The 24,662-nt window shown below is 58.9% G+C and carries 12 protein-coding genes; 5 read left to right on the plus strand and 7 right to left on the minus strand.

The annotated features are described in order from the left end of the window. Positions 1–45: 45 nt before the first annotated feature. The 4 genes from atpE to CA51_RS18120 form a co-directional block, all read right to left on the minus strand. A complete protein-coding gene (gene atpE, locus CA51_RS18105; RefSeq protein WP_145122626.1) occupies positions 46–291 on the minus strand; it encodes an ATP synthase F0 subunit C in 246 nt (81 codons plus the stop codon). A 66-nt stretch (positions 292–357) separates the two neighbouring features. Beyond that, complete coding sequence (atpB, locus tag CA51_RS18110; RefSeq protein WP_145122627.1) at positions 358–1,380, minus strand: F0F1 ATP synthase subunit A; 1,023 nt, start codon at positions 1,378–1,380, stop codon at positions 358–360. After that, a complete protein-coding gene (locus CA51_RS18115; RefSeq protein WP_145122628.1) occupies positions 1,374–1,796 on the minus strand; it encodes a hypothetical protein in 423 nt (140 codons plus the stop codon). The genes atpB and CA51_RS18115 overlap by 7 nt, the downstream gene beginning before the upstream one ends. Positions 1,797–1,859: 63 nt before the next feature. Continuing rightward, positions 1,860–2,075 (minus strand): AtpZ/AtpI family protein, encoded by a 216-nt coding sequence (locus CA51_RS18120; RefSeq protein WP_145122629.1) that lies wholly within the window; start codon positions 2,073–2,075, stop codon positions 1,860–1,862. 449 nt (positions 2,076–2,524) lie between these two features. Between CA51_RS18120 and CA51_RS18125 the strand changes: the two genes are divergently transcribed. Further along, entirely contained in the window at positions 2,525–3,781 is a 1,257-nt protein-coding gene (locus CA51_RS18125; RefSeq protein ID WP_232529738.1) for a DUF4912 domain-containing protein, read from the plus strand. Positions 3,782–4,007: 226 nt separating this feature from the next. Here the strand turns inward: CA51_RS18125 and CA51_RS18130 are convergent, their stop codons facing one another. The 3 genes from CA51_RS18130 to CA51_RS18140 all read right to left on the minus strand — a co-directional run bounded on the left by CA51_RS18130 (position 4,008) and on the right by CA51_RS18140 (position 7,026). After that, on the minus strand, positions 4,008–4,706 hold the full coding sequence (locus tag CA51_RS18130) for an ABC transporter ATP-binding protein (RefSeq protein WP_145122630.1): 699 nt from the start codon (positions 4,704–4,706) through the stop codon (positions 4,008–4,010). A 38-nt stretch (positions 4,707–4,744) separates the two neighbouring features. Further along, on the minus strand, positions 4,745–5,872 hold the full coding sequence (locus CA51_RS18135; RefSeq protein ID WP_145122631.1) for an ABC transporter permease: 1,128 nt from the start codon (positions 5,870–5,872) through the stop codon (positions 4,745–4,747). A gap of 146 nt (positions 5,873–6,018) precedes the next feature. Continuing rightward, entirely contained in the window at positions 6,019–7,026 is a 1,008-nt protein-coding gene (locus CA51_RS18140) for an NAD-dependent epimerase/dehydratase family protein (protein ID WP_145122632.1), read from the minus strand. Positions 7,027–7,415: 389 nt separating this feature from the next. On the opposite strand from CA51_RS18140, the gene CA51_RS18145 reads away from it, so the two are divergent. Genes CA51_RS18145 through CA51_RS18160 form a run of 4 tightly spaced genes read left to right on the plus strand, consistent with a single transcriptional unit; the run spans position 7,416 to position 24,658 of the window. Further along, on the plus strand, positions 7,416–16,184 hold the full coding sequence (locus CA51_RS18145) for an SDR family NAD(P)-dependent oxidoreductase (RefSeq protein WP_145122633.1): 8,769 nt from the start codon (positions 7,416–7,418) through the stop codon (positions 16,182–16,184). Continuing rightward, positions 16,181–19,243, plus strand: coding sequence for a beta-ketoacyl synthase N-terminal-like domain-containing protein (locus tag CA51_RS18150; RefSeq protein ID WP_145122634.1), 3,063 nt, complete (start codon positions 16,181–16,183; stop codon positions 19,241–19,243). Before CA51_RS18145 ends, CA51_RS18150 begins: the two co-directional genes overlap by 4 nt. Beyond that, complete coding sequence (locus CA51_RS18155; protein WP_145122635.1) at positions 19,240–22,659, plus strand: non-ribosomal peptide synthetase; 3,420 nt, start codon at positions 19,240–19,242, stop codon at positions 22,657–22,659. The genes CA51_RS18150 and CA51_RS18155 overlap by 4 nt, the downstream gene beginning before the upstream one ends. A 7-nt stretch (positions 22,660–22,666) precedes the next feature. Further along, a complete protein-coding gene (locus tag CA51_RS18160) occupies positions 22,667–24,658 on the plus strand; it encodes a 3-oxoacyl-[acyl-carrier-protein] synthase III C-terminal domain-containing protein (RefSeq protein ID WP_197451279.1) in 1,992 nt (663 codons plus the stop codon). Positions 24,659–24,662 lie beyond the last annotated feature (4 nt).

Genomic DNA, 24,662 nt, shown 5'->3' on the forward strand with positions numbered 1-24,662 from the left:
GCGCCGCGAGGAATCACGATCGCACGCACAAAAAAGTTCGCCGAACTAATTGAGAATGTACTCAAGAATCAACGCGATCACGGTCACACCTTCGATCAGAGCACAAGCGATCAGCATGTTTGTACCGATCCGTCCGCCCGCTTCGGGTTGACGTGCGATCGCGTCGACAGCGTTGCCGCCGATGCGTCCGATGCCAAGGCTAGCGCCCAGGATCACAAGGCCCATGCCCAATCCAGCGCCCATCTTGCCCAATTCTGACGATTGTGCCAGCAACATCATGAAGTCCAACATCTTTGGATTACTCCTAACAATTCGTTAAGTGGAAACAGTTTCGTAATGCGAAATGCAATGGATGCCCTAAGCCGTCACTGGCCGAAGGTCTTGAGGTCGAATCATCTTATCTACATCCATCTGCGATTCGTCGCTCAGCGGATTCTCTTCGTGCTCCTCGTCGTGTTCGCCGACCGCACCAGCGGAGATGAACAAGACGGTCAAGAACGTGAAGATAAACGCCTGCAACGCACAGATGAATAATTCCAGCAACGTCAGCACCACACCGCCAAACAAGACGGCCAAGCCGACGCCATATCCCATCACCGCTCCGTTTGCAGCGGCGTCAAAGATCAAAGCAATAAACGCGGCGATCACCAAGTGACCTGCCATCATCGTCCCGAAAAGACGCATGGCAAGGACGGTGCACTTGATCATCAGCCCCATCCATTCGAGCACGAACATCATCAAGCCCATGCCGATCATCGGACTCTTCCAGTCCCAACCGACGGGGTTGAAGTGAGCCAGAAAGTGGACGACGCCCTGCTCGCGGATACCGATCACGATGATCGCGATAAACGATGCCATCGCAAGCACCAGGTTCAACCCCAAGTTACTGGTCGCCGTGCCGCCCCAATGTTCCCAACCGGGATCATTGGTCAACAATCGCAGGATCGGCCCAAATGGGATCAGCCCAAGGATGTTGGCAAACAGAATGAAGAAGAAGATCGTCCAGACATAGTAGATGTATTTGTCGGTCAGTCCCTTCAGGTTGGGACGGGCGACCTCATCGCGGATGAACGTGCACAGCAATTCAAACAGCTGAGCACCGCGACCGCGGGTCTGATATTTCGTCAATCCTGGTCCGACGGGGCGAACGCGTCGCGACACCCATGCGAACACCAAGATCACCAGCACAGCCGCGACGAGCGTCATCACCATATGATTGGTAATGTAAAACTCGTAGACGCCGTTCTGGATATTCAACCAGCGATTGTCGTAATCGGGGCCACCCACCTGCCACGTAAACAGCGGCTCGGAGTGCAGCGTGTGAGGGACGACATGATCAACAGGGCCGTGCCCCGCTGCGAGCATTGAAATATTTAGCATGATTGTGCCTCCTGTGTCGACGAGGTCGGGGACATCTGACGTACCAGCCAAACGACCTCTACGACCAAGAAGGTCAAGTACCAGTAAAGGATCCATCCGCCGACAACTTGCCGTTGGCCAAGCCCCGCGGAAACAAAAACAATCGCTCCGGCCATCGCCATCGCAACGCGAACCAACATTCCGGCGATGGCCCCCGCAACGATTCCATCAACGCTTGCCCGCGACATCGTCAGCGTGACAAACAGCGAGGCGATCGCGCCGGTAAAGCAGACCAATCCGCACGCGACGACAAGCGCCAGCGGCTGTTCGGTCAAGCGAGCCAAGATCACCGACGCGGCAAACGCGATCATGCCAGCACCGACCATGACTGGAATCCCAGTCCTCGCGGCGATCGGTTGGCGTGATGAGTACGTCATGTACGGGTCGTGATTCTTACGTTAGCCGACAGGGCTGATTTCCAAATCTTTCCAAACGCAATTCTATTGATTCAGCTTGTTCGCCAATCGGATGAAGTTGTACATCCCCGCGGAAAACCCGAGAATGCCCCCTATCAAAAAACCCCAAGGAGTTTGCCACATAAAATGGCTATCAATGAGGTAACCAATTGTCGCTGGAACGAACATCGCGCCGGCCAATTCGAGCCCCGCTCCTGCAAATCTCAAGTAGCTCGGCTTGTCATCGTCGGAGCCTGCCAATGTTTGCACCTCGGAGTGCCCAGCGGCACGATGTGATCCATTATTGATCAATGTGGGGCGAGTTTAGCCTGAAAATGATATCGCTCAACAGCAAGCGACCAAACGCCGCACCAAGCCTATCGCGAGGTCGAGTTTAGCGATTGCGCCAGATTGCCCACTTGGAGCGGAAAAAGGGAATGACTTTTTTCGGCACGCTATTCACCCTTTCAAAGCCAATTCGACGCAATAATGGCTATCACGCCCACATTGCCAATGTTCTGCGGAAACTCGAAAAGCTAGCCCCTAGAACAGGCTCGATTCCCTTGCAATAATGGTAGCGGGCCCCAACGTCCCCTTCACCACGTGACTCCAGACCGCACTCGATGGCAGCGAGGTTCGCCGCGCGCCGCCTTCAGTTGGATTCACTTGCGTGCTGCCCGCCATGTCCAAGCCCATTCAGATGCAATGCGATGAACCGTTGCAGCGACCAACACGGAGCTCTTAAATTGATCACAACCGCCGATTTGAAATCCCAGACGCGTCAAGACCTGGCAAATATGGCTCGTGAGTTAGGAGTTCAGGGTTGGCATGGAATGCGTAAAGACCAACTGATCGAAGAGCTGCGCAAGGTCCGCCGCCGCACCCAACAAAAGGCTGCGCGGGACAAAGCGAAAGGGAAGAGCGACACCAAGGTTGCTAGCAAACAAACCTCCGCCAAGAAGTCGGCGACTTCGAAAACTGCTAGCACCAGCAAGCGGCGTCAGCAGAAGTCGGCACCTACACCCGCGGCCCCTCGCGTGACCCGCGTCGGGCGAATGATCCAGAAACACCGCGCTGAACTCGAGAAACGCAAAGACCTCTCGGCGACAATGCTGGTCAAAGGCTCTAACGCCAAGAGCAGCAACGGGCAACCAGCGACCGACACCAAAGATCGCGTAGCCCTTTTGGTCCGCGACTCCTTCTGGTTGCAAGCGACTTGGGATGTCCAGCGCTCGAGTGTCGAACGAGCCCGCGCGGCGCTCGCCGAACAGTGGCATGCGGCGATTCCCGTCCTGCGTTTGATTCGCGTCGCCGACACGTCCAAGACAAACGCTTCGGAACAAACCGATCGCGATATCCCCGTCCACGGCGGCGTTAACAACTGGTATATCGACATCCTCGACCCACCGGGCCGCTATCAAGTCTTGTTGGGTTACCTGGTCGAATCGACCGACCGCTTCTTCGCGCTCTGCAAGAGCAACATCGTCGAACCGCCCGAACCTGGCGTGAGCGACCCGATCGATGCGCATTGGCAAGACATTGCCGAAGATTACGAGCGGATTTATTCGCTCAGCGGTGGCAAAGAAGACGGCGAGAACTCGGAACTCAAAGAGCTCTTCGAAGATCGGCTGCGTCGCCGAATCCGCGTCTCCAGCAGCGGAGGACTGACCAACGGAGCCGACCTTTCGCTCCGCCGTGAGCGTCGGTTCCCGTTTAAGGTCGACGCCGAACTGATTGTTTTTGGATCGACCTCTCCCGGCTCTTCGGTCACGATCGCTGGCGAACCCGTTCGCCTGCAACCCGACGGAACCTTTACCGTCCGGATGGAACTTCCCGATCGCCGACAAGTCCTTCCAGTCGTGGCCAGCTCGCCCGACGGAATGCAACAACGGACAACCGTTGTCGCCGTCGAACGCAACACCAAGGTGATGGAGCCGATCTCGCGCGATTCCGAATGCGAAGACTGATCCGTCTTCCTGTGACCAAACCGAAAACGGAACGCAGTATCGCGAACACGTCGATTCGCGAGAACGATTCCGACGAGCTCTCATTCATGCAACGGTCCTGCCAAATCGCGGGACCGTTTTTGCTAGAGGGGCGATCGCTTCTCTGACCACCAGATCGGCGGCGAGAACGACTGCCGCGATGAGACCGGCACCTGCACAGCCGCGGCGATCACAAGCTCAACAAAACCTAGCGAGCATCTTCGCGTTCGATCAATCCATCGCGGATATGAACCACGCGATCGGCTCGCTCGGCCACTTCGGGACTGTGCGTGATGATCACCAGCGTCTTGTTCTGCTGCTGATGCAAGCGATCGAACAGATCCAAGACATCGTTCCCCGTCTTCGAATCGAGATTCCCCGTCGGTTCATCCCCTAACAGCGCGACCGGATCGTTCGCCAGCGCGCGAGCCAGAGCGACGCGCTGCCGCTCGCCAACGGAGAGCTTCTGCGGAAAGTGATTCAGCCGATGCGACATGCCAACGGATTCCAACAGCTCGGTCGCCAGCGACGCCCGATGACTGGGCGACCAACCTTTGACGAACATCGGAATCTGCACGTTTTCCACCGCGGTCAGCGTCGGAATCAGATGGAACGATTGAAAGACAAACCCGATCTTGTCGGATCGCAATTTGTGCAGCGGATGGATCGAAGTGATCGGCTGGCCATCGAAGTAGATCTCGCCGGTCGTCGGCGTATCCAACGCGCCTAACAAGTTCAACAGCGTGCTCTTGCCGCTGCCACTGGGCCCCATGATCACGACATATTCGCCGCGGCGGATATCCAACGAAACGCCCCGCAGCGCCGGGACGTCGCCATCGGGATAGTTCTTCGTAACGTCTTCGGCTCGGATCAGAATCCCGCCGTCGGATGCTGCTTGCTGGTTCATGCTAAACCGCCACTCTTGGTCTCTACTGGATTGATTCGTTACTGCCGAAGTGCGACCGTCGGCGCCAAACGCGAAGCGCTGATCGCGGGTAACAGCCCACCCAGCAAACCGACGACGGCGGCGACGGCAAACGCCTGCATCAGGATCGCCGGGCTGATCTTCCCTTGGATCAAACCGTTGACCGCTGGCATTTGAGTCAGCAGTTTGACCAACAGCGTCGCTGCGATCGTGCCGACCACACCGCCCATCAAACTCAACAGGATCGATTCGCCCAGGATCATCGAAATGATTCGGTGCCGTTCCCAACCGATAGCTTTTAAGATCCCGATCTCGGGCGTCCTTTCTTGGATCGACATGAACATCGTGTTCAGTGTCCCCAGCGATCCGATCAAGATCGCCACGGTCGACGTCAGCCAGGCCATCGCCACAGCGACTTGGATCTCCGAGAGACTCTCGACATGATCGCGCGTCGTGCGAACGCTCAGCCCCGTATCCATCTTGTGAATCGCCTCGGTGATCGATTCTTTCTGCTGATCGGTCACGCCATCCTCCAACACGATGCTGACTCCAGAGATCTGCCCCTCGCGCCCCATGATTCGCTGCAATTGAGGCAGCGAAATGATCATCGAACCGTTTTCCAGGACGTTGTCCGATTCAAAGATCGCAACAATCTCAAACGGTTCCTCCTCGACCACCTCGAGCGACTCGCCGACCTTTTTCTCAAGCGTATCTGCCAGCGTGGTCCCTAGCATGACCTGCGGCTTTTCGCCGTTTTCGATCCGCTGGCCATCGAGCACATGGAAATGATCGAAGACCGTTGTATCGGTCGGCAGTCCCGAGACAGGGACGACATAAAGATTCACATCGGGGAATGAGACGACGTCGGCCAGTCCGCCGACAGCTTCTTTGACGCCTTGCAAAGCGGCGATCCGCTGTGCGAGCGATTCATCCAAGGTGCTTGTTAAGCGTCGTTGGCTGCCGCTGCGGACGACGACCATATCGATATCGACGCCCTGATAAAACTCCATGAACGTCTCTTTGAATCCGTTGGCGATACCAACCAACGAGACGACCGAACCGACGGCGATGGCGACCGCAAAGATCGTCAGACTGCTACGCAATTTCCGCCGCAAGACATTCCTGAAGATCAAAGAACCAAATCGCATCCGAATCTCCAGAGCGTCGTGTAATCCATTCTGAACCCCTGCCGTACCGCGCCCGACTGCCGAACGCGTCGCACTTGTTCTACGACAAGCAGCGCCGACCAGCAACAACCGAACAGATGGTTACCAACGGCAAGCCGCAGAGCTCGCTACAGCCACCCCTGTTCGGCATACCACTGGCGAGTCTGAGCGATCCGTTGCGACAGATCGAATGCGACGCGAAAGTCGAGTTCGTTCTCAGCTCGGCTGACATCACAAAACCAGGAACCGGCCCGTGCTTCGCGCATCTTATCGATGTTCAAATAGACCCGTTTACCCGTCACGCGGCTTGCCATATCGGAACAGAATGCCACACCCGAACAGATCGTGCTAGGCACCGTAAGATGAAAAGGTTTGCGCCGTTCCAACGAGTCCGCAATCAGATTGCCTAATGTCACAAACGAAACCGGATCGGGATCCGAGATGAAGTAGAACCCGTCGCGATCGCGATCCTCTGCGGATCTCACCCGCTTCCCCTTCTCGCTAACTCGCACCAATCCCTCGACAAGATCGTGAACATGCACGAACGAATACCGATAGTCACGGGAGATCCCAATCGCGTTGATCCCCCAACGAATCGATTCGTACATCGCCAGCAGGTTCCGATCCCAGGGACCGAAGATTCCTGGCGGTCGAACGATCGAGATCGGCAACCGATCGGCCAACTTCAACAACTCCGCTTCCGCCGCCAACTTGCTCTTGCCGTAGATCGAAACCGGATCGTCCGCATCGGTCTCGCGTCGCGGTTGATCGTTTTGACACGGCCCCGACGCCGACAGCGAAGAGACATAGATCAGTCGGCCCGGCGATTCCGCCGCGGCAATGCACTCGGCAAGCTGGCGCGTGCCGCCAACGTTCACCCGGTAGGCTCGCGACGCGTCCCGTGGTGCCACCACCGAAGCCAAGTGATAGACCTCGTCGGCCCGCTGCGCAACCGCGGCGTAGGTGTCGGTATCCAAGATATCGGAGACCAATACCTGAACGCCCGCATCGTGCAGATCGCTTTGGCTGCGCGGCGAATGGACCATCGCAACCACCTCGCGTCCGGTAGATCGCAGGGCCGCAACAAGATTGCGTCCCACAAAACCACCGGCTCCCGTAACCAAAGCAAGGGTCATTAGCCCCCTCCTAGCACTTTAACAATATCAACCATAAACCGAAGAACTTCAGCGGCAACCAACGATGGCATCGGATTTGTGGTTACGCCGCAACCCGCGTCCCTTTTCCACCTTTTTGGTAGGAAAAATCGACGTCACTACGGGAATTAGCGGTCATGCTTCACCGGACCTCCCCCAGCCCCTAGCCCTTATAACCACCATCCGAGCGTGGGGAGCGAATTGCCCAGCCGCAACGGCTTCGCTATCCTCACCAGATGAGCGAGTCTGATCGGCTTCGATTTCCATCAAAATTAACCTGACACAGTTTCCGTGCCTGCTGAAGTAAGTTGGCTTCCTTCGAGCTGTCCCCAGCGGAAACCGGAGACTGAGCAAAAGTTGGTTCCCCATTGATGAATGCTTCCCACCAAAGCCAAGCACGCACGTTTGCGGAGCTGTTGTCCGAACGAGCCGCGCGACATCCCGAGCGCCCAGCAATCAAGTTTCTTGCCGAGGGGACCGAGGTAACGCACCAGGTCTCTTATCAACAACTGCATGCCCGTGCTGCGGCGATTGGATCGTGGCTGTCGGATCGCGGTTTACGTGGCCGCCCGGTGCTGTTGGTCTTTCCACAAAGCATCGACTACGCCGCGGCCTTCTTCGGTTGCCTGTATGCCGGCGCAATTGCCGTTCCCGCCTATCCTCCGCGACGCAATCGCAATCTCGATCGGCTGCAAAGCATGGCCAGCGACAGCGGCGCCGATGTAATCCTGACCAACAATGAACTATTGGAATCCTTGAGCGCCTGGGTCGATGAAGACAATCCCCTTGGCCAGCGTTCTCTGCAATCGATCGATACCCTGGCCGACGACCCTCAGTTCAATCCGGCCTTCGGCGCCGATCCGCAAGCGGTTGCCTTCCTGCAATACACATCGGGATCGACCGGTGCCCCCAAGGGCGTGATCGTCACCAACCGGAATCTGATCGAAAACCAAATCATGATCACCGAGATCTTCGGGCAACGCGAAGATGAAGTGATCATGTGCGGTTGGCTGCCGATGTATCACGACATGGGGCTGATCGGCAACCTGCTGCATCCGCTCTACCTGGGCGGACATCTGGTATTAATGTCGCCCTTCACCTTCTTCCAAAAACCGCTCTGTTGGCTGCAAGCGATCTCCAATCATCGCGCCACGATCAGCGGCAGTCCGAACTTTGGCTACGACATGTGCGTCGAAGCACTCAGCCAACAAGAACGCGACAGCCTCGACCTCAGCAGTTGGAACCTGGCATTTAATGGCGCCGAACCGGTCCGCCACGCGACGCTGCAACGGTTTATCAAAACCTTCCAACCGCACGGTTTCTCCCCCGCCGCCTTCTCGCCCTGTTTTGGGATGGCGGAAACGACGCTGATTGTCAGCGGGACGCGGCGTCCCGATGAGGCCCAATCGATCGTTGTCGATGCAGAATCTTTGCATCAAGGAACCGTGGAACCTCCGTCCGAAAACCCCTCGGCACCACCGTTGACGATCGTTTCGTCGGGACGTCCCGGCAGCGATTTTGACGTCCGCATCGTCGATCCCGAAACGCGCGTTGAATTGCCTGAAAAACAAACGGGCGAGGTCTGGGTTCACGGCCCCAGCGTCACCGATGGTTACTGGAACAAGCCCACCGAAACCCAGCAGACGTTCCAGGGGATCATCGCCGCAGACGCCGCGCCAGCGAAACAGTTCCTTCGCACCGGCGACCTCGGATTCCTAAGCGATGGGGAACTGTACGTCACCGGACGACTGAAAGACACGATCATCGTTGCCGGTGCCAACCATTACCCTAGCGATATCGAAGAAACCGTCGTCGCCAGCCATTCGGCTTTGGCGATCGGTGGCGGCGTAGCCTTCTCGATCGACCGCGACGACCGCGAACAGGTCTTTGTCGCGCAGGAACTGAAGCGTTCCCAATGGCGTTCCTATGATAAAGACGAAGTCATCTCTGCGGTCTACGGTCGCGTCTTCCAAGACCATGGGCTCGCGCTCGCTGGCATCGTGCTGTTGCGTCCGGGGTCGATTCCCAAGACGACCAGCGGAAAACTACAGCGTCGCCTAACTGCCAAGATGTTTGTCGACGGCGACCTGAAGTCGTTGGTCGATTGGTCGCGCGACGATGCGATGACGCATCCGCACGCCAACGAATCGGAACCAGCACACGCCGAAGCGGCTCCGACGAACGAAGTTTCATCCGCCGCCCCCCCTTCGTCCGAATCGAGCGAACGACAAGACCAACTTGCCGAACTGCAAGCCTGGATGACGTCGCAACTGGCGACGCTGTTGCAGATCGCCCCTGGATCGATCTCCGCCAACGAACCGCTGGCATTATATGGACTCACTTCCGTTGCAGCCGTTCGCCTGGCCGGAATGCTGTCGCAACATGTCGGGCAACCGATCGACCCTACGTTGGCTTACAATTTCCCAACGATCGATTCGATCTGTCGGCACCTGGTGCTCGGCGAATCAGCCCGCAGTTTGCCAAGCCGCGATGTTTCGTCTGATCCTTCGGTTTCGAATGACGACCCCATTGCGATCATCGGCATGGCATGCCGTTTTCCCGGAGCGGCATCGATCGACGAATTCTGGGACCTGTTGACCTCCGGTGGCTGCGCGATCCAGTCGGCGCGTGACGGGCAACCGACGTCCCCCAGTGGTTCGGTCAACCCATCGGTGCCGACAGCGGCAGGTTACATCGATGCGGTCGACCAATTTGATCCCGCCTTCTTTTCGATCAGTCCGCGTGAAGCGGATGAGATGGACCCGCGGCAACGACTTGCGATGGAGGTCAGTTGGCGAGCGATCGAACACGCCAACATCGATCCACGCCGTCTGGCTGGTTCCAAGACCGGCGTCTTCTTCGGGGCCAGCGGGAACGATTACGAACGCCTGTGCAGCGCGGCGGGGCATCCGACCGGTGGGCATTCGGCGACCGGAGTCTCCCACGCGATCATCGCGAACCGAATTAGTTACTTCTTGGATCTCCAAGGGCCCAGTTTCTCGGTCGACACCGCCTGTTCGTCGTCGTTAGTCGCGGTGCATCAAGCGGCTGAAGCGATCCGCGGCGGGCAGTGCGACACGGCGATCGCCGGCGGAGTTAATCTGATTCTCGATCCGTCGGTCACCAACGCGTTCCACGAAGCGGGGATGCTGTCGCCGACCGGTCAATGCAAGACCTTTGCCGCCGGAGCCAATGGTTTTGTCCGCGGTGAAGGCTGCGGAGTCGTCGTATTAAAACGACTCTCCCAAGCGGTGGCCGACCGCGACAACGTGCTGTGTGTTCTGCGGGGATCGGCGATCAACCAAGACGGCCGTAGCAACGGCCTGACCGCTCCCAGCGGCCTTGCGCAACAGCAGGTCGTTCGCAGCGCATTGGCTAACGGCAACGTAGAGCCTGCGGAGGTTCAATACGTCGAAGCGCATGGCACCGGCACCGAGCTAGGCGATCCGATCGAGATCGGAGCTCTGACCGCTGTCTTTGGCGACCGCCCAAAGCCATTGTTGGTCGGGTCGGTCAAGACCAACATCGGTCACCTGGAAGCTGCCGCGGGAATCGCGGGCGTGATCAAAACCGCATTGGCGATCCGGCACCAAATCATCCCACCGCACCTTGGCTTCGATGCCCCAAGTCCTCATATCGATTGGACTCAGCCGATCGAAGTTGCCCCCTCCGGAGCGATCTGGAATTGTGACGAAGGCCAGTTGCACCGTGCGGGAGTCAGCAGTTTTGGGTTCGGTGGCACCAACGCTCACCTGATCCTCGAGGCACCCGCATCGTCGTCGCCCGCTGGATCCGAGGCCGACGACTCAACCGCGGAACGATCGAACTTCCATCTGGTTAAATTTTCCGCCAAGAGCGACGAAGCGCTCGACGCATTGGTCGCCACGTTTATGGAGAGCGCCCCAACCGCAGAGCTCTCCGCCATCGCGGCATCGGCCAACTTGGGCCGGACCGATTTCCCACATCGCTTGGTCGTGATTGCTTCGTCGACCGACGACCTCTGCCAGTGCCTTGGCAATCCCGACAACACATCGCGGGTTTTGCGAAGCCGCAGCGATTCACAGCGTCCTTCGGCCGAACAGGTGCGTCAATCGTTGCAGCAAGCGATTGCCAGCACGGCCACGCTCGACGACCTGCGGCAACTGGGGCAACACTACGTCGACGGCGCCGCGATCGATTGGCGTCAGGTCCACCCGAACGCCTCCCGACGGATCGACCTTCCCGGCCATCCGATGCTACGCCATCGCTGCTGGTTCCGAACGCAGCCGGCTGCTGACGCGGGGCATCCGCTTTCCGCCGACCTATCCTGCGAGCTTCCGTTGCTGGGGAACCGTTTCGATTTGGCGGGAGAGGCGATCGTTTTCGAGGCCGATCTTTCCACGGTCGATCTGTTGCACGATCATCGGCTGCGTGGTGAGATCATCTTCCCCACGACCGGTTACGTTGAACAAGCGCTCTCGGCGGCCCGAATCGCTAGCGGCAGCGCGGCTTGGGAAATCGAAGCTTTGCAAATCGCGCGACCGCTGGTGATTTCAGACGCGCGTCGCTGCCGAATTCAGATCCTTTTGGATCCGCAAGACAACGGGTACCATTGCCGCGTGCAACATCGCAGCGACAGCGGTTGGCAGCAGGTGGCGTCGTGTCAGATCGTCTCCAGCACGCCGCTGCTAACAACGCCACCGGCATGCGAACTCGCTTCGCCAGTACAGTGTTCCAGTGCGGATCACTACGCCCGCTGTGAAGCGTTAGGTTTGCAATACGGACCAGCGTTTCGTGGACTGATCGAAATTCAGTCCGATGCCGAGGTGGCGGTTGGTCGCGTCGCGTTGCCCCTTGGCACCGACGCTTTATCCTCCGCGGTGATCCATCCCGCCTTGTTGGACGCCTGCCTTCAAACCTTGGCGGTGCTGATCCCCGAAGAACTGGAGGGATTGTGGCTTCCCGTGGGTTTGCAGCGTTTTCGGTTCCTATCGGCAACGCCTTGCCGGGGCGAGCTCTCGGTCCGCAGCACACTCCGTTTCGACCAAGCGACCGCGTCGCTGATGGGCGATGTTTGGCTGTTGGATTCCCACGATCATGTGATTGCAGTTGTCGAAGGCTTGCGATTGGAAAACGGCCAGCCCGTCGCACCGGTCTCGCGATACGAAGAAGCTTGGCTGCCAAAGATTCGCCAGCACGAAGCGACGGCGCCGCCCGAGGTCACCGCCGTGGAGATCACTGCGGAGGTCTTGGCCAACCGCGGCGAACTGCTTGCCAAAACCGGATTTGTCGATTCGATAGAGGCCCGGCAAATGTTGGACGCGTCCTGCCAACGCTGGGTGATCCAATGCTTGGTCAGCCTGATGGGACCGCTTCCCGCGGGCAAGACGCTGGTGCGCGATGACCTCCTAGTGCAATTGGGTTTGCTGCCCGAGAAGCATCGATCGTTCGAACGAATGCTGGAGATGTTAGTCGAAGACGGTCTGTTGGCCCGCGTCGAAAGCGGCTGGCAAACACGCGTTGCCTTGGAACCGGCCGAGGGCATTCCCACTCTCGAGGTTCAAGCGACACCGTTGACTGCGGCAGTGGCGTCGGAATGGGCCCTGTTGCAGCGTTGCGGTAGCCAGTTGGCGGAAGTGCTTGTCGGCGAGGTCGACCCGTTGGATCTGTTGTTCCCCAGGCAAGGCGTGACGGCGGCAGATGTTTATAAGACGTCGCCGGGGGCTCGCACGATCAACGCGATGTTGGGGCAAGCGATCGAAGCCATCGTCGCCGAATTGCCCGACGGACGTGGGCTCCGCGTGTTAGAGATCGGTGGCGGGACCGGCGGCACCACTCACAATGTGATACGCAGTCTGCCGGCGGGTCGTTTCCATTACACGTTTACCGATATCGGTGCCAGTTTCCTTGCCGCGGCGCGGCAAACCTTTGCCAGTTGTGACGCGATCGATTTCAGAACGCTCGATATCGAACAGGCTCCCGAATCGCAGGGTTTCGATCCGGGCAGCTTTGATTTGGTGATCGCCGCCAACGTTTTGCACGCCACGCGCGATCTGAACCAGACCGTCGCCAACGCCCGTTCGTTGTTATCCGCCGGCGGCCAATTGCTGCTGCTGGAAGGTACTCGTCGCTGCCGCTGGATGGATCTGACGTTCGGATTAACCGATGGTTGGTGGCGGTTCGACGACACGATCCGCTGCGACTACCCAATGGCCAGCGAATCGGCTTGGCAAACCGTGTTGACGGAAAACCAATTCGACAGCACGACGATCGTCAGTCCGCTGCCGGACGATGATTCCCGCGCGGTCAACACCGCCGAAAACGTCCTGATCGTGGCGACCGCCGATCGCGTGAAATCGAATCCGACTCGTGACCATTGGACGATCGTTACCGACCGGATCTCGCGTTGCCAACGCCTCGGCAAGCGTTTGGTCAATGAAGGGTGTACGTTTGAATTGGTCGATGCGACCGCCGACGATTTCGCCGCTGACGTCCGCAGTGCGATGACCCATTATCCCGGCACGCAGCACATCGCGTTTGTCGCAAGTCGGTCCCATGGTGACACCAGCGAACATGCACGAACCGCGTCTTTGCGGTTTCTGCAAACGGTGCAAGAAATTTTGTCTAAGGCAACGGGGCCCATCGAATTGGCGTTGATCACGTCCGATGCCGCGACCGATCCGACCGCGTCGGCGCTGAAAGGAATGCTTCGCTCGATCGCGTTGGAACAGCCCGATTGGCGTGTTCGTTCGATCGATGCGGCCGGCAACAACGATAGATTCTCGCGACAGGTAGCCGCTGAAATGTTGAGCGGCGATGCCGAGCCTGAGGTCTCGCTTGCGACCGATCGCCGTGTCCGCCGACTGTTGCTGGCCCAAGCCGATCTGGTCGCCGACAGCGGACGCGTGTTGCGAGTCGCCGCGCGAGGCACGCTGGAAGGTGTTCGTTTGGAATCGGTCAAGCGGCGCGAACCGGGACGCCGCGAAGTCGAAATCGCCGTGCTGGCCAGCGGATTGAACTATCGGGACGTTTTGTTGGCGATGGGAATGTACCCTGGCGAAGCGCCGTTGGGAGCCGAATGCGTCGGACGCATTACGCGCCTGGGCCGCGACGTGCAATCGCATCAAGTGGGTGATCTGGTGATCGCCCTTGGCGAAGAGACGTTCGCCGACTATGTCACCGTTTCGGCGGCGCGGATCACCGAATTGCCCAAGGGGCTCGGATATGCAGAGGCCGCGACGGTTCCGGTCGCTTTCTTGACTGCGTCGTTCGCCTTGGAGACGCTCGGCAATTTGCAGCCTGGCCAACGCGTGCTGATCCATTCGGCCACGGGCGGCGTCGGTTTGGCGGCGATCCAAATCGCGAGAGCTTTGGGGGCGGAGATCTTTGCGACCGCAAGCACCAGCAAACACGCGGTCTTGCGTGAGCTGGGGATCTCACGTGTCTTCGATTCGCGATCGCCCGGCTTTGCCACCGCGATCGCCGCTGCGACTCAGGGGCACGGTGTCGATCTGATCCTCGATACGCTGCCCGAATCGATGTTCCAAGAGAATCTCGATTCGCTGGCCGATGGGGGCGTCTACATCGACATCACCAAACCGACCACCGACCGCGGCAGCAACTCACGTTTTGGCGCTCGGGAATCGACAACGACCTATCACTTGCTGGACCTGGTTCAAATCCTGCAGCAAGAACCAAGCACGGCGATCCGGCGGCTTCGCGCCGTCCTGGCTCGGTTTGCCGATGGCAGTTACCAGCCGCTGCCGATGGAAACGTTCCGATTGTCGCACGCCGTGGATGCGATGCGGCAGATGCAGCTGGCCCGTCAGATCGGCAAGCTGGTCGTCGTCGCCGACGATGCGCCGCGACTGGCGTCGCGCGGGGCACTCGATTTTCAAGAGCTCTCGATTCGCAAAGACGCCGCGTACGTGATCGCCGGTGGCCTGGGCGACTTGGGCCTGATGACTGCCGAATATTTGTCGCAGCGTGGGGCGGGCTTGATTGCCTTGGTCCAACGCAGTCGGCCGACCGCGGCGCAGCAGGCGGTGATCGGGCGGATCGAGAATGCGGGATCTCAAGTCCTAGTATGTGAGGCGGATGTCGCCGACGGCGATCAAGTGGCGTCGTCCCTGCGGCGCGTTCGCGGCGAAGGGTTTCCGATCGCCGGGGTCATCCATTCGGCGGGTATGTTGCGCGATGCATTTGTGGAAAATCAAAGCATTGAATCGTTTGCACAGGTATTCGATGTGAAAGCGGCGGGCGCGTGGCACCTGCACCAACTGACACTCGACGATCCAATAGATCTGTTTGTTGTCTATTCATCGCTGGCGTCGGTGATCGGCGCCCCCGGGCAAGCCAACCACGCTGCGGCCAACGCCTTTTTGGATGGCCTAGTTCGGCAGCGGATGGCTGCCGGATTGCCCGCGACCGACTTGAACTGGGGACCGTGGGGCACGATCGGCGAAGCGGCGCGCCGCGGTGCCGACACCCGCACCGACATGCAAGGCGTGGGCGTGATCCAACCGGCTGCCGGAGCGCTGACGATGCAGCGGATGTTGCAACGTAAATCAGCGATCGCTGCGATCGCGCAAATTAGTGGCGACGCGTTGCCGGATCGTTTGAAATCGCATCCTCTGTTGGAACAACTGCTGAACGAATCCGTGGCGGTTGCCGAGACGGAAGGTCGGATCGTCGACGAATTCCACAGGACCGAGGAATCCCAGCGGCCGGCGTTGATGTTGGATCATGTCCGGAAAACGCTGGCAGAAATCCTGGGAATGTCCGATTCGTCGCGAATTTCCGCATCGACAGTGATGACAGATATTGGGCTCGATTCGTTAACGGCGCTCGAATTGCGAGATTCCCTACAAACCGACTTGGCAGCCGCGCTACCTGCATCATTGGTCTATGACTATCCATCGGTGCGGGAGTTGTCCAATTTCTTGCTGTCGGCCATAACGACGTCGGGAAAATGTGCCGATGATAGCAAACAGGAAGCTATGGGTGCCGTTAATGATCGGGCAAACCTTGCGTCGGGCCGCGATACGCAATCCGAAGAAGCCGCTGAGACACAACGTTCCGCGTCGGTGGTCAGCGTCTCCAACTCCATCGAAGCTTCATTAGAACAATTGAACGCAGAACTGAATCACTGGGAATCATGACCGACTCGCTCCGCTTTTCGACCGAACAACAAGTTGTCGACGCCTTGACCAAGGCGTCCCAATTGTTGGCCGATGCGCGTCGCAAGCGGGACGAACCGATTGCGGTGATCGGAATGGGATGCCGGTTCCCCGGAGCGGTCGATCTGGACGCGTTCTGGAAATTGTTACACGACGGGGAGTGCGCGATCGGTCGTGTGCCTAGCGATCGTTGGGATGCCGCGGCGTTCACGTCGCCACAGCCCAAGGTGCCTGGCAAGATGATCACCGATCGGGCCGGTTTCATTGACGAGGTCGATCAATTTGATTCGCGATTTTTCGAGATCACCCGCCGCGAAGCGAGTTCGCTGGACCCGCAACAGCGACTGCTGTTAGAGACCGCTTGGCGAACGCTGGAACATGCCGGTGTTCCCCTCGAAAGTACCGCCGGCGGCCGACATGGGGTCTTTGTCGGGATCTGCAGCAGCGACTATTTGGCTTTGCTGAATAAGACTCACCAGTCGGCGATCGACGCCTATCGCGGAACGGGCAACGCCCACGGAACCGCCGCGGGCCGATTGAGCTACTTTATGAAGTGGCAGGGGCCCAGCGTCGCGATCGATACCGCCTGTTCATCATCGCTTGTCGCGTTGCACCACGCCATCGGCAGCCTCCGTGGCGAGGAGTGTGAGATGGCGTTGGTTGCGGGGGTGAATCTGATCCTGACGCCGGACTTGAGTATCAATCTGTCGCAAGCGGGCATGCTGTCGCCGCAAGGACTTTGCCAAGCGTTCGCCGCATCGGCCAACGGCTTTGTCCGTGGCGAAGGCTGTGGCGCGGTGCTGCTGAAACGACTCGGCGACGCGATCCGAGATGGCGATCGCATCGTTTGCTGCCTGAGCGGATCGGCCGTCAATCAAGACGGACGCAGCAATGGCCTGACCGCTCCCAACGGAATCGCCCAGCAGGACGTGATCCGCGCCGCGTTGCAACGCAGTCGCCTGAAGCCCGATGCGATCGACTACATCGAGGCCCATGGAACCGGCACACCGCTGGGAGACCCCATCGAAATGCGGGCGTTGGGCGAGGTCTTCGGCCAACGAACCCGCCCCTTGCTGGTCGGATCGGTGAAGACGAACATCGGCCACTTGGAAGGAGCCGCTGGCGTCGCCGGATTGATCAAGACCTGTCTGTCGCTGCAACACCAAACGTTGCCACGACACCTGCACTTTGATCAGCCGAGCGAGCACATCGATTGGTCGTTGCCGATCCAAGTCACCGATCAACGCCGCCCCTGGCAGCCGGCAGCGACGTCGAATGACGACAGTCCCCTGCGGCGGGCTGGGATCAGCAGCTTTGGGTTTGGCGGTACCAACGCGCATGTGATCGTCGAAGAGTATCTCGCGACCGAATCGATGCTCCCCGCCGCTTCACAGCAAGGTCCGACGATCATCAAACTGTCGGCGAAAACCGAAACCGCTTTGGAACGTTTGATCGATCTCTATGCGAGCGGGCTTCCCGATGCAGCCCTCTCGCAGATCGCGGCGACCGCCAACTTGGGACGCGACGACTTTCCGTTCCGCCGCTTCGTGGTCGCTCGCAACCGTGAAGAACTGCTCGCGGGCCTTCGCGGCCACGGATCGATCGCGGATCCCAACGATCCGTCTTTCGCCGACCTGATGCAGATCGGAAAGCGATACGTCGCGGGCGAAGCGATCGATTGGTCGGCGATCACCCCGGGCCGACGCGATCAAATGGTCGCGCTGCCAGGACATCCCTTCAATCGTCAACGCTGCTGGCTGCCGCAAAACAATGCAGTCGCTGCGGTCAATCCCATCGCCAGCGCGTCGCTCGCCAGCCGCCCCCGCGCCGAGCACCCGTTGCTGGGCAACCAATTGGACCTGGCGGGCAAGTCGATAATTTTTGAGAGCGATCTCGCTAAGGTCGATTACCTGGACGATCACCGCTTGCGGGGCGAAGCGATCTTCCCGGCGACTGGTTACGTCGAACAAGGGCTTGCCGCAGCCAAGCGTTTGGCTGGGCGAACGCTTAGCGTTCGCGAGCTGCAATTGCACCGCCCGCTCGTGATCGACAAGGACGCCTGCCGAGTGCAGATCGTGATGGAGCCCGACTTCAACGGCGGATACCGCTGCAGCATTCAACATCGCGGTGCCAGCCAGTGGCTTGAACACGCCTCGATGCACTTGCGCGAATCCGATCAAAACGAATTGCAGGTCGCCAGCTGGAACGAGATCGGTCCGAAGGAGAACTGCGAAGATCATATCGCCGTCGACGAACACTATGCAGCGATGGATGCGATGGGCATCCAATATGGTTCGGCGTTTCGTGGACTGCGTTGTCTGAGCACCCGCGGCGCGGCTGCCTATGGCCTGGTTCAACTGCCCGCCTCCGCGGGCGATCCGGCGCACTACTGCGTCCACCCGGCGCTGTTGGACTCTGCATTGCAGATCCTGGCAACCTTGGTCCCAACAGTTCAGCGGGCGATGTGGTTGCCGGTGTCGATCGATCGCGTTGATTTTGCCAATCTCGACGTCTCGCCCGATAACGTGTATGTCGGTGGGCGATTGTTGCGCGACCAAACGACCGATCAATGGATCGGCGATATCCAGATCTGCGATCAAACGCAAACCGTCATCGGAAATATCCGCGGCTTGCGACTGCAGCGACTGGCGGCTCCGCAGTCTCAATCGAGTCGAACCCCGTCGAGCAATTCAGCCTCGACGGCATCGATCGGCAAGCCGTCGGATTACGCCGACGGTGCCGCTTACGAAGCCAAGTTGTTGGATTTCGCGCAACAAAAGGTCGCCGAAATCGCGGAGATTGAATTGCATGAAGTTCTCCTAGATTCCCCGCTGACGTCGCTGGGACTCGATTCCATCATGGCGATCGAATTGCAGGACGTGCTTGAAAAAGAATTAGACATCCACGTCTCGATGGATCTGTTCTTGAAGGATCTGAGCCTGCGAGCCCTGCTGCACGAAGTGCTTTCCACGAGCCAATCAGGCGACGCACATCACGCGAGCTCGTCCTCCGACGACGCATGGGTTGAGGGGGCGTTATGATTTCGATTGATCCCGTTGTCGGCAACCTGGTCGCAGACCTGCGCCAGCGTGGCGTGAAGCTGTGGAATGACGGAGGCTTGCTCCGTTTCAGCGCCTCAAAAAGTGCGCTCTCGCCAGCGCTGATGCTGCAGATGCGAAAGCATAAAGCCGCAATTTTGGATTTGCTGCAGCAAGAATCTCCCGTCGAAGCCGACGACCAGCAAACCGGTCCGGTTTCCCTGGGGCAGGAATCGCTGTGGTTGCTGCACAAGCAATTCCCCGACAGTCCCGCCTATAACACGGCGGCTACGCTGCGATTTTTAGCCCCCGTCGATGTCGGCGCGCTCCGCGCCGCGTTTCAGAAACTGATCGCACGTCACGAACCGCTGCGAACCACCTTTGCCGCCGCAGGGCAGGATGTTCAGGCCATCGTGCATTCGAGCGCGACGCTTGATTTCCAGCAGGTTGGCGTCGCGAATATCGCCGACGACGCGGCACTGCATCAATGCGTACGATCCGAATACTTGCATCCGTTTCGCCTCGACCAAAGTCCGCTGATGCGAGTCCGATTGTTTACGCGATCGGCCAACGATCAGATCCTTTTAATCGTCGTCCACCATATCGTTTTCGACGCCTGGTCGTTGTGGGTGATGCAAGATGAACTGAAGCAGTTGTATGCCAGTGAAGTCGCTGGCACAGATTGTTTGTTGCCTACGTTGCCGGCCAAATACAGCGACTTTGTCCGCTGGCAACGCGAGTTTCCCGAGACCGCTGCGGGCAACAAACAATGGGATTACTGGAAACAGCAATTGGCGGGCGATCCGGTGCCTGCGGAACTGTTGTGGGACCGACCACGCCCGCGTCGCAGTGCAGCGCAGGGAGCGACGTTGCATTTCCCGATCGACAATCAATTATCGGCTGGCCTGCGACAGTTGGGGCGAGAGAACAACGCGACTCCACTGGCCACGGGGCTGGCGGTTTTTCAAACGCTGCTGTTTCGGCTGACTCACGTCGAGGACGCGGTCGTGGGGATGACAACCGCCGGGCGTTCCACACGTGAATACGGCAACGCGATCGGCTATTTCGTCAACACGCTGCCGATCCGCGGACGAATTCAGGGACAGCTGAAATTCGCGGAAGTTCTGGCGTCGGCGATGCAAACGACTGTCGAAGCGCGGCAATCGCAAGACTTTCCCTTTGCACTCCTTGTCCAGCGTCTGCAACCGGTCCGCGATTTGTCGGCACCGCCACTGTGCCGTGTCGTGTTTGGGCTGCAGAAGCCGATGGCCGGCGATGACGTGGCGGGCTTGTTGGCTGGTAGCGACCAGGCCGTCGAGTGGGGTGACACCCGCGTTGCCTGCTATCCGATGGATCAACAGGAAGGTCAGTTCGATCTGGTGCTGGAACTCTACCAGACACCCGACGGCTACACCGGCGTGTTGAAGTACGACGAAAACCTGCTGCAGCCGGCATCGGCGCAGCGATTCGCCAACCGCTTCGTCCATCTGTTGCGTCAGGTTGTCGCGGATCCCAATCGAGCGATCGATGATTATTCGATCGTTCCCAACGACGAACAATCGGAATTGATGCAGTTGTCGGTCGCACCCGCGATCGACGATCCACAACACCTTCGCTACGACCGCTGGTTTGAAGAACAAGCTGCCGCGACGCCGGGCAAGCTGGCCGCGGTCTTCGGCTCGACCCAGCTGACCTATGCCGAACTAGACGCCCAGGCGAATCGCGTCGCTCGGCTGCTGCAGCAACACGGCGCAACGGTCGACAGCCACGTGATCGTCGCTGGCAATCGCACGATTGAAGCCCCGATCATGATGTTGGCCTGTTTCAAAATCGGCGCCGCCTATGTGCCGATGGCGCCAGCGACACCCGAGGTCCGCGCTTGCCAAATCGTCAGCGACTGCAACCCAGCGATCGTCGTCGCCGAAGCCAAGTTAGCCGCATCGCTTGCCGAAGCCTTGCCGCAGCGGTGCGTGCTCGATGCGTCGACGCTGTTGGAATCAGCCAAAAATTTGGACGCTACACCGATCGACGTATCGTTTGACGAAGCGACAACGGCTTACATGATCTGCACCTCGGGATCGACCGGAACGCCCAAAGGGATCGCCGTCTCACATGCCGCTCTCTGTCGTCACACCGCCAGCATGCGTGAGGTCTTTGACACGACGGCCGACGATCGCATGTACCAGTTCAGCGACCTGACCTTTGATCCGTCGATCGAACAGATGGTTGTCCCATGGTCGGTTGGCGGAACCGTTGTTTTTCGCGACGACAACTTGCCGTCGGTCGAAGCGTTTTGGCAGACGATGCTGGATCAAAAGATCACGATCGCTAACCTGCCTCCCAAGTATTTCGAAGAGTGCAGTCGAGCGATCCCGTTTGGCGATGCCTGGCCGCGAAGCCTGCGGTTGATGATCGTTGGCGGCGACGTCTTCCCACGCGATGTGGCTAGCGACTGGATCGATCGCGGCGTCCGACTGCTCAACGCCTACGGTCCCACCGAGACCGTGATCACCGCGACGACCTGCGATGTGACAGCCGACTGGGCCCGCCAGAGATTACCGATTGGCAAACCGAAGCCCGGCTCGACAGCTTTCGTATTGGATCGGCAGCATAGACCAATGCCGATCGGTGTCGCGGGTGAACTCTTTTTGGGCGGGCCAATGCTGGCCGACGGATACGTCAATCTGCCCGAAGAGACGGCCCAGCGGTTTGTCGAAATCGAAGTCGCGGGGGTGTCTCGGCGGCTGTATCGATCGGGCGATCTGACGCGTTGGAACGCCGAGGGTCAGTTGGAGTTTTTGGGCCGCATCGATCGCCAAGTGAAGATCCGCGGTTTCCGGATCGAGCTGGGGGATATCGAAGCGGCGTTGGGATCCCATCCGGGCGTCAGCGCTGGGATCGTGAAGGCGTTTGAAGATGCTGGCGATACGTATCTGGCGGCGTTCCTGACAACCGAACCCACCGACGATGTGAGCGTCGAATCGATTACGTCACATCTTAAGGGGCGTCTGCCGATTTACATGGTTCCGCAGCGGGTCGTGATCCTGGATCAATTGCCCCTGTTGGCCAGTGGCAAGATCGATGTGAACCGACTGCACGCCGATCCTCCGTCGGCCGCCGCGATGCAGCGAGAATATGTCGCGCCGCGAACCGAGGTCGAAACTATCATGGCCGATGTTTGGGCGAGCGTCTTGAATTTGGAACGGGTTGGAATCGACGACGACTTCTACGACCTCGGCGGCGGATCGCTGCAAGCGCTTCGCATCGTATCGGAATTGGCAGCTCAAGACCTTGTTTCGCACAGCGACGACGACAGCGCTCCGTTAAGCCCACAGATGCTGTTTCAGTACACGACGATTTCAGAACTTTCACCCCACCTGGGGTTAGCGAGTAAAGAGACTGATGTTAATGAAGAATAACGATACCATGCTGCGTTCCGTCATTGAGAGCATTGGTGTTTACCTGCCTTCAAACGAAGTCACGACCGACGAGATTGTGAAGGGCTGCGAGCGGAAGGTTCGCGTGCCGTTAGCGAAATTGACCGGCATTCGCTCGCGCCGCCGCGCTGGAGTCGATGAATTTTCGATCGATCTGGCAGAGAAAGCTGTCGGCGATTGCCTGGACCATTCGTCGCTGGCGGCCGACCAAGTCGACGCGATCGTCTGCACCAACATCTCGCGCTGGGACGACAAAAATTCGGTCACCTTTGAACCGGCAACCAGCGTCCGACTGAAGTCGATGCTCGGGCTGGACAACGCCATCGCAATCGACATCTCCAACGCTTGCGCGGGGATGTGGACCGGCGTCTATATGGTCGACGCACTGATTCGCAGCGGTGCGATCCGCAGCGGGATGGTCGTCAGCGGCGAATACATCACACACCTGATCGATACCGCGCAGAAGGAGATCGTCGACTTCATGGATCCGCAACTGGCGTCGCTGACGTTGGGGGACGCGGGTGTCGCGTTGACCTTGACCGCCGCTGGTTCGGCGGGCAGCGGGTTTCACGATTTGGACATGTACACGCTCAGCAAATACAGCCAGTTTTGTGTCGCCAAGCCAACCGATAAGCCTCACGGCGGCGCGGCGATGTACACCGACGCGATCAAAGTTACCGAATCGGTGGTGCCTCACGCAGCGCGGCACGCCAAAGACATCCTGGATCGGAATGAATGGGGGTTTGATGCCGTTGGCCATGTAATCCCACATCAAACCAGTAAGCTCACGATGCAAGAAGGGATGCGGGAAATCAAGCGTCTGTTTGACTACGATCTTTCGCAATGCCTAATCAACAACTTGGAACAACGTGGCAACACGTCCAGCAACGCCCACTTCCTGGCTTTGCACGACGCGATGCGGCGGCGCGAGGTGAAAGGGGGCGATTCGATCATCTTCTGCATTTCGGGATCGGGGCAAACGACGGGGACCGCACTTTATGTGTGCGATGATTTGCCCGAACGGATCAACGCCGAAGACGCCAAAAGCGGCAAGCCACGGCGCGAGGTCGCGTCGAACGAATCAGCCTTGATGCCGATCCAATTGCAAGTCGAATCGATCGGCGTCGCGTATCCGCCAACGCGTGAGTCGGCTGATACGCTGACCATGCTGCAACAGGCCGGCGAGCAGTGCCTGGAACAATCCAGTTGTGAAAAACAGGACATCGATATCCTGATCGCCGCCTGCACCTACCGAACCGAATTTGTCATGGAACCGGCGATCGCGGCGCTGCTAGCTGGGCGGATGGAGATCAACTTCGATCGCGAACCCGATGCCGCCGACAAGACGTTTGCCTTCGATGTAATCAACGGTGAAGTGGGGATGATGAAGTCGCTATTCCTGGCTTCGGAGTTTATTCGCGCCGGACGTGGTCAGAAGGTGATGGTGGTCGGTTCGGAAGTCGACAACAACGCAGCGGATCGCCCCGAGCAATCGCTGGACGTTTCGCCGATGGCATCGGCGATGATCGTGCAAGAATCGGTCGATGCGACTAACGGATTCCTGTCGTTCCATTTCCAAGACTTCACGCAGTTCAAGGACCTCCGAAAAACAGAAGTCAACTGGAACGAACGAGGGCAAGCTTGTTTGCACTGCACCGACCAACCCGATGCGTTGCATGCGGCGTATCTGGAATGCATCGAGACAACGGTCGCGAATTTCTTAAAAAACAACGAGCTTTCGCTCGATGACATCGCCCGCATCGTTCCCTCCCCGATCTCCAGCGTCTTTGTCGCCGACGTTGCGGCGCGGTTGCAATTCCCCGCCGATAAAACGCTCGACATCTCCGACGCCAACGGTTCGCTGATGTCTTCAGCGATCCCGGTCGGGGTGAAGAACCTCGATGCCGCCCCCGGCGAGATGGTGCTCTTTATTAGCGTCAGCCCCGGTATCCAGATCGGATGTGCCCTCTACATTGCGTAGCGGA

The sequence above is a fragment of the Rosistilla oblonga genome (assembly GCF_007751715.1).
In the GTDB taxonomy this organism is placed as follows: Bacteria; Planctomycetota; Planctomycetia; order Pirellulales; family Pirellulaceae; genus Rosistilla; species Rosistilla oblonga.

Excerpts from the sequence above, each read along its gene's own strand:
- atpB (WP_145122627.1), bottom strand. The coding sequence starts at position 1,380 with ATGCTAAATATTTCAATGCTCGCAGCGGGGCACGGCCCTGTTGATCAT.
- CA51_RS18140 (WP_145122632.1), bottom strand. The coding sequence starts at position 7,026 with ATGACCCTTGCTTTGGTTACGGGAGCCGGTGGTTTTGTGGGACGCAAT.
- atpE (WP_145122626.1), bottom strand. The coding sequence starts at position 291 with ATGTTGGACTTCATGATGTTGCTGGCACAATCGTCAGAATTGGGCAAG.
- CA51_RS18155 (WP_145122635.1), top strand. The coding sequence starts at position 19,240 with ATGATTTCGATTGATCCCGTTGTCGGCAACCTGGTCGCAGACCTGCGC.
- CA51_RS18115 (WP_145122628.1), bottom strand. The coding sequence starts at position 1,796 with ATGACGTACTCATCACGCCAACCGATCGCCGCGAGGACTGGGATTCCA.
- CA51_RS18160 (WP_197451279.1), top strand. The coding sequence starts at position 22,667 with ATGCTGCGTTCCGTCATTGAGAGCATTGGTGTTTACCTGCCTTCAAAC.
- CA51_RS18125 (WP_232529738.1), top strand. The coding sequence starts at position 2,525 with ATGAACCGTTGCAGCGACCAACACGGAGCTCTTAAATTGATCACAACC.
- CA51_RS18135 (WP_145122631.1), bottom strand. The coding sequence starts at position 5,872 with ATGCGATTTGGTTCTTTGATCTTCAGGAATGTCTTGCGGCGGAAATTG.
- CA51_RS18150 (WP_145122634.1), top strand. The coding sequence starts at position 16,181 with ATGACCGACTCGCTCCGCTTTTCGACCGAACAACAAGTTGTCGACGCC.
- CA51_RS18145 (WP_145122633.1), top strand. The coding sequence starts at position 7,416 with ATGAATGCTTCCCACCAAAGCCAAGCACGCACGTTTGCGGAGCTGTTG.
- CA51_RS18130 (WP_145122630.1), bottom strand. The coding sequence starts at position 4,706 with ATGAACCAGCAAGCAGCATCCGACGGCGGGATTCTGATCCGAGCCGAA.